Source organism: Streptomyces poriferorum, assembly GCF_019399235.1.
GTDB classification, from domain to species: Bacteria; Actinomycetota; Actinomycetes; order Streptomycetales; family Streptomycetaceae; genus Streptomyces; species Streptomyces poriferorum.
Map to the genome: position 1 here is coordinate 1 of NZ_JAELVH010000368.1, position 5,520 is coordinate 5,520.

Annotated in this window: 4 protein-coding genes and 1 pseudogene; 3 read left to right on the forward strand and 2 right to left on the reverse strand. The window is 69.3% G+C overall.

The features are described from left to right. Positions 1 to 202 precede the first annotated feature (202 nt). A complete protein-coding gene (locus JGS39_RS35955; RefSeq protein ID WP_236064501.1) occupies positions 203 to 679 on the forward strand; it encodes a DUF8453 domain-containing protein in 477 nt (158 codons plus the stop codon). Positions 680 to 874: 195 nt separating this feature from the next. Here JGS39_RS35955 and JGS39_RS35960 read toward each other — a convergent pair whose 3' ends face one another. Together JGS39_RS35960 and JGS39_RS35965 are read right to left on the reverse strand one after the other, a co-directional pair. Then, on the reverse strand, positions 875 to 1,366 hold the full coding sequence (locus JGS39_RS35960) for an NUDIX hydrolase (protein ID WP_219573968.1): 492 nt from the start codon (positions 1,364 to 1,366) through the stop codon (positions 875 to 877). A gap of 262 nt (positions 1,367 to 1,628) precedes the next feature. Further along, positions 1,629 to 3,851, reverse strand: a complete 2,223-nt coding sequence (locus tag JGS39_RS35965; RefSeq protein WP_219573966.1) for an MMPL family transporter — start codon at positions 3,849 to 3,851, stop codon at positions 1,629 to 1,631. A gap of 974 nt (positions 3,852 to 4,825) precedes the next feature. Here JGS39_RS35965 and JGS39_RS42020 point away from each other — a divergent pair. Further along, positions 4,826 to 5,056, forward strand: a pseudogene (locus JGS39_RS42020) (histidine kinase); the annotation flags it as partial. A gap of 139 nt (positions 5,057 to 5,195) precedes the next feature. Next, on the forward strand, positions 5,196 to 5,520 hold a 325-nt coding region (locus tag JGS39_RS41240; RefSeq protein ID WP_372456186.1), incomplete at its 3' end, for an ATP-binding protein.

A 5,520-nucleotide genomic window follows, 5' to 3' on the forward strand; every position in this document is an offset into this window, starting at 1 on the left:
GCATGGGAGCGCTCCCATGCCCCGTATCGCACATCAACCCACGATTGGCGATGACACGTCAATAACCGGGACGGCCGGACTCGGCGCGCTCGGTGCTGCCACCCGGCGCGCTCGCAGACCGCGGACTGGAATGGCGGCCGCCTGGGGAAGATTCGAGCAGCGTCCACGGCTTCGCGCGGGGGGAATTCATATGGATTCAGACATGATCACCGCTGTTGCGGCGGTAGTCGTGGCACTCGGCTCGCTTTGGGTGAGCTACACGCAGGCCCGGGACAGCAGGCGACATGGCCGGCAGTCGGTGAGGCCCATGCTGCATATGCGCCGCGTGAAGGAGTACGAAGGCACTGAGGCGGGGCTCAATGTCATCAATGCCGGTCTCGGGCCTGCCATCGTGACGCGTTCGATCGTGCGGTTGGACGGGGAGGTCATAGGGCAGTGGGACTACCACACACAGCAACGCCTCCTCGGCCCGTTGCCGACGCGCCCCAAGGCGCACTCCTTGCGTCCGGGCGCCGTGGTGCTGGCCGGGCAGTCCACGTTCCTGTTGTCTCTGGATGATTTCAGCGATGACCGGCATGGCTGGTTCTGGGAACTCGTCACTCGACGTCTGGTGATCGAGATCCACTATGAATCCCTGTACGGCGGCGAGAACTTCATGGTGGCGCCGCCCGTCTTCTGAATGGCCATGGGAAGTCGTGAGCGACCACTGGCGCTTATGTCGGGCATGGATGTCAAAGACTCCGGACCATGATCGGTCCGGGGCCGGACAGACCACCGAGGGTCGCCGGTACCGCGCGTTGGCGCTGTGTTGATCGTTTGGGTGCACCAGCGGCAAGCGTGGCTATTGCTCGGCGGCGTGCTTGAGGACGTGGGCTCAGCCGTCGACGGGGATCGGCCGGTTCGGTGGGCCGTCGGTCAGCAAGGATGCCAATAGTTTCGGCAGCTCAGCCGGCCGCAGCACATCCGAGGTCGCGGCCAGTTCCGCTACGGTCCACCAGCGGTGCCCGGTGATCGCGGCCCTCTCGATCTCCTTGAACGCCGAGGTATCGACCTGGAACGCAGGCGTCCGGGCCATGTAGTAGCGCTGGCGAACCTCATACGCGACGCCGCCCCGGACCGTTGCCCACGGACGCCCTCGCCAGATCTCCGGACCCAGCGAGAGGTTCGTCAGCCCGGTTTCTTCTCGCAACTCCCGCAGGGCTGCCTGCTCGTGGCTTTCGCCTGGCTTGAGTCCGCCTCCAGGGGTGAACCACCGAACGGAACCGTCCTCCTTGGTCAGGGCAGAGAACAGCAGTAGTCGACCGGCGTCGTCCAGCAGCACCACGCGCGCGCCCGGGCGCGGCACCAGGCCCCCCTCCGGATTCATCACCTCGTCAGACTAGAGCCGCGGTCCCTGGGCGACCGCCGGAGTGGGACCGGATCTCTGCCGGGCCGTGCCCGAGCCTGCCGTGTGGTGCCGTCCTGCCTGGCCGGCACCACATGGCTTGGTACTCGAGCCTGCTCGTCGACACCTTGTGCCGGACCGTCCGCTCACGCATCGCGCACGCATCAAGGGAGTGTGGGCTCGCTGCATGGCACGGCCGAGCGGACTTCCAGGCCCGTCGCCGAGCAGCGAACCCGGGGTGGGGTCAGTACTGGCTGGTGTACTGCGGCGTCGTGTCCTCGGCCTGACGCACTTCGTCCGGTGCGTGCCGGGCGAGCTTCTCGCCTTCGATGTCGACGTTGGGCAGGATGCGGTCGATCCAGACGGGCAGGGACCACGCGTGCCGGCCGAGGAGTGCCAGGGCGGCGGGCACGATGGTCATGCGGACGACGAAGGCGTCGAAGGCCACGGCGATCGCGAGGCCGAAGCCGAGCGACTTGATCATGGCGTCGTCGCCTCCGACGAAGCCGGCGAACACGGAGATCATGATGAGGGCTGCGGCCGTGACGACCTTCGAACTGTGCTTGAAACCGGTCTCGATTGCGGTGCGGGCGCCGGCCCCGTGGACGTACGCCTCACGCATGCGGGTCACCAGGAACACCTGGTAGTCCATTGCGAGACCGAACACTATGCCCACCATGAGAATCGGCATGAGGCTCATGATCGGGCCGGTCTGTTCGAGGCCGACCAGGTCCTGGAGCCAGCCCCACTGGAAGACGGCGACGAGCGCACCGAGCGCGGCCAGGACCGACAGGAGGAAGCCGAGCGCTGCCTTCACGGGGACCATGAGGGAGCGGAAGACCAGGATCAGCACGAGGATCGCCAGGCCGACGACGAGCGCCAGATAGGGAAAGATCGCCGCGCTGAACTTGTCGGAGATGTCGATGTTCATTGCGGTGGAGCCGGTCACCATGGACCGGGCGCCGGTGGACGACTCGGTGCCGGCGGCCAGCGAGCGGATGTCGCCGACGAGTTCCTTGGTGGCGTCGCTGCTCGGCCCACTCTTGGGAATCACCGTGATGATGGCGGTGTCACCGGCCTTGTTGAAGGCGGCGGGTGACACGGACGCCACGTCCGGGAGACCGGCGACGGCCGTGCCCATACCGGCGGCGGTGCTGCGGGCGATGTCGGGGCTCGGGTCGTCGACGGTCAGGGTCAGAGGGCCGTTGAAGCCGGGGCCGAAGGAGTCGGCCAGGATGTCGTACGCCTTGCGCTGTGTGGAGGATGCGGGCCTGGAGCCGTCGTCCGGCAGTCCGAGCTTGAGCTGTGTGGCGGGCAGTGCGACGACGCCGAGCGCGACGACCGCGAACACGAGGACCTTGACCGGCCTGCGCAGGACGAAGGCGATCCAGCGGTTGCCGATCGTCGCCCGGGGAGCCGCGGCCGGTGCCGGAGTGCGTGCGGACTTCTTACGGGCCTTGCCCAGGACCCGCTCCCCGGCGAACCCCAGCAGCGCCGGCACCAGGGTGACGGCCACGAGCACGGAGACGACGACAGCTCCGGCGGCGGCCAGGCCCATGGCGGTGAGCATGGGCAGGTTGACCACGGCCAGGCCGGCGAGGGCGATGACGACGGTCACGCCGGCGAAGACGACGGCTGAACCGGCGGTGCCGTTGGCCCGTGCCGCGGCTTCCTTCGCGTTGTACCCGTCCGCCCGTTCCGAGCGGTAGCGGGAGACGATGAACAGCGCGTAGTCGATTCCGACGGCGATACCGAGCATCGACGCGAGCGCCGAGGTGTTGCTGTTGAGCTCGAAGATCGCGCTCACCGCAGTGATGGCCGTGGTGCTGACACCGACGCCCACGAGGGCGGTGATCAGCGGGAGACCGGCGGCGATGAGGGACCCGAAGGTCATGACCATGATGACGGCGGCGAGGGCGAAGCCGATGGCCTCCGCGGAGTGGCCTCCCTCCGGGGCCGCGAGCGCGTCACCGGATGCCTCGACCGTCAGCCCTTCGTCCCGGCCCGTGGCCAGTGCGTCGTCGATGCCGGTGTGGTCGGCGTCGGTCAGGTCCGCCGCGGCAGCGGTGTAGTTGACCTGGGCGTATGCGGTGGTGCCGTCCGCACTGACCGCCTTCGTGGCGAAGGGGTCGCTGACCTGGCCGATGCGGGACGAGGAGTTCCTGAGGTCCGCCAGGGCCGCTTCGGCCGCAGCCTTGTTCTCGGCACTGCTGATCCTCTGGCCGTCGGGGGCCCGCAGCACGACGCGAGCGGACGCGCCTTCGGCGTTGGCGGCCGGGAACTTCTCCCCGAGGAGGTCGAAGGCGCGCTGGGACTCCGTACCGGGCAGGGTGAAGCTCGAATCGGCCGAGCCCGAGGTGCCGGCCGCGCCGGCGCCGACGGCGCCCAGGACGACGGCCCACAGGAGGACGACCAGCCAGCGCCGCCGGAAGGCGAACCGGCCGATCCTGTGCAGGAAAGTTGCCATGAGGGTGTGACTCCGTAGGGAAGGAAGGTGCTCGGTCGGCGGACATACGCGGCATGAACGGTGCGTCGCTCCTCGCTCAGCAATTCCGTTCCTGGGGCCGAGGTTGAGGGGTGCCGCAGCGCCCGCCCGGTGCGGGCTGCGGGCGCTGCGGCGCGTGCCGGCCGCCGTCCCCACAGGGCGCGGCACGCCGTCCGGTCACATCACCGCGTGAGACGGTCCCGGACCCCAGCGGCGCGGTGCGGCCACCTGACCGGCCCGGCCGCAGCGCCGCCGGCCACGTACGCCGTCGGCACTGACGGCGCTGATACCGGCGGTCGGCCTCGGGGGAAGGACCGGCCGCCGGTGAATCCATGGTTTCCTGCGAAGACGCCCTGCGATGTCGGCCGTAGGTACTGTTCCGGCGCGGGCCTGTCGGTCATTCGGCCGACACGTCCACCGGGATCCGTACACCTACGCTGACCAGCGTGGACCTGGACCTTCCGTTTACTCCTGCCGTCAAACGCCTCATCACCGTCTGCGCGCTGCTCGCGCTCGCCCTGACGGGGTTCGCGGATGTCGCTCTGCTGGCCATGGCGCCCGATCCGTGGCACCCCGCCACGAACTGGCTGCCCGTCCTGGTGACGGGCCCGCTCCTGATCCTCGCCGTGGGCGACACACGCTTCTCGCCGCCGCTGCTGCCACGCATCTGGATGGTGGTGGCGATGTCACTGACGCTGAGCGGCATCTGCGTCGCGGTCCCCCAGACCGGGTCCTCCGTGGGCGCACTGGAAATCGCGGGACTGCTGGGTCTGCTTCTTCGCACCGCCGCACGGACCGCGCGCCCGAAGGCGGCCGCCGCATCGGCCGCCGCCCTGAGCGTGACCGTCCTGGTCCTGCCCTTCCGCACCGGCTCGTGGGCGAGCATCGTGGCGGGCGTCTACATGCTGACCGTGATACTCGCCATCGTCATCACACTCGGCTGCGCCATCCGCGCCATGGAGGCGAGGCGCCGCCGGGCCATCACCGACGTACGCCAGGCGGAACGCCTCGCGCTCGCCCGCGACCTGCATGACCTGATCGCCCATCACATGACCGGGATCATCGTCCAGGCCCACGCGGCAACGGCCGTCTACCCCACCGCACCGGACAAGGTCGAGCCGATCCTGCGTAACATCGCGCAGGCCGGCACCGAGACACTGGAATCCATGCGACGTCTGGTCCGCGTGCTGAGGGAGGACAACCACACCGCGGTGCGCCCGGGCGACCTGCTCAGCGAGCTACTCGACGCCTGCGGCGGCCGGCCTCGCACCCGCCACACCCGCCACTGCGCGCCTCGAAGCCACCGCGGCCGCGCGTACCGCCCACATCAGCCCCGAAGTGGAGATCTCCGCCTACCGCGTGGCCCAGGAAGCACTCACCAATGTGCGCAGGCACGCCCCCGGCGCCCAGGTCGACGTCCGCCTCGACGCCGACAGCACCTGGCTGCACCTCAGCATCACCGACACCGGAGGACCCCAACGCACCGCTGTGCCGACCGGCGGCCAGGGCGGCTTCGGCCTCATCGGCCTGCGCGAACGGGTCGAAGCACTCGACGGAGCACTCCACACCGGCCCTCTGCCCGAAGGCGGTTGGGAAGTGAAAGCCACCTTCCGACTACGTGCCCCGTCCCCGGCCCAGGACACCCCCGCAC

Bases quoted from the DNA above. Each gene is read 5' to 3' on its own strand.
- JGS39_RS35955 (WP_236064501.1), top strand. From the start codon at position 203: ATGATCACCGCTGTTGCGGCGGTAGTCGTGGCACTCGGCTCGCTTTGG.
- JGS39_RS35960 (WP_219573968.1), bottom strand. From the start codon at position 1,366: ATGAATCCGGAGGGGGGCCTGGTGCCGCGCCCGGGCGCGCGCGTGGTG.
- JGS39_RS35965 (WP_219573966.1), bottom strand. From the start codon at position 3,851: ATGGCAACTTTCCTGCACAGGATCGGCCGGTTCGCCTTCCGGCGGCGC.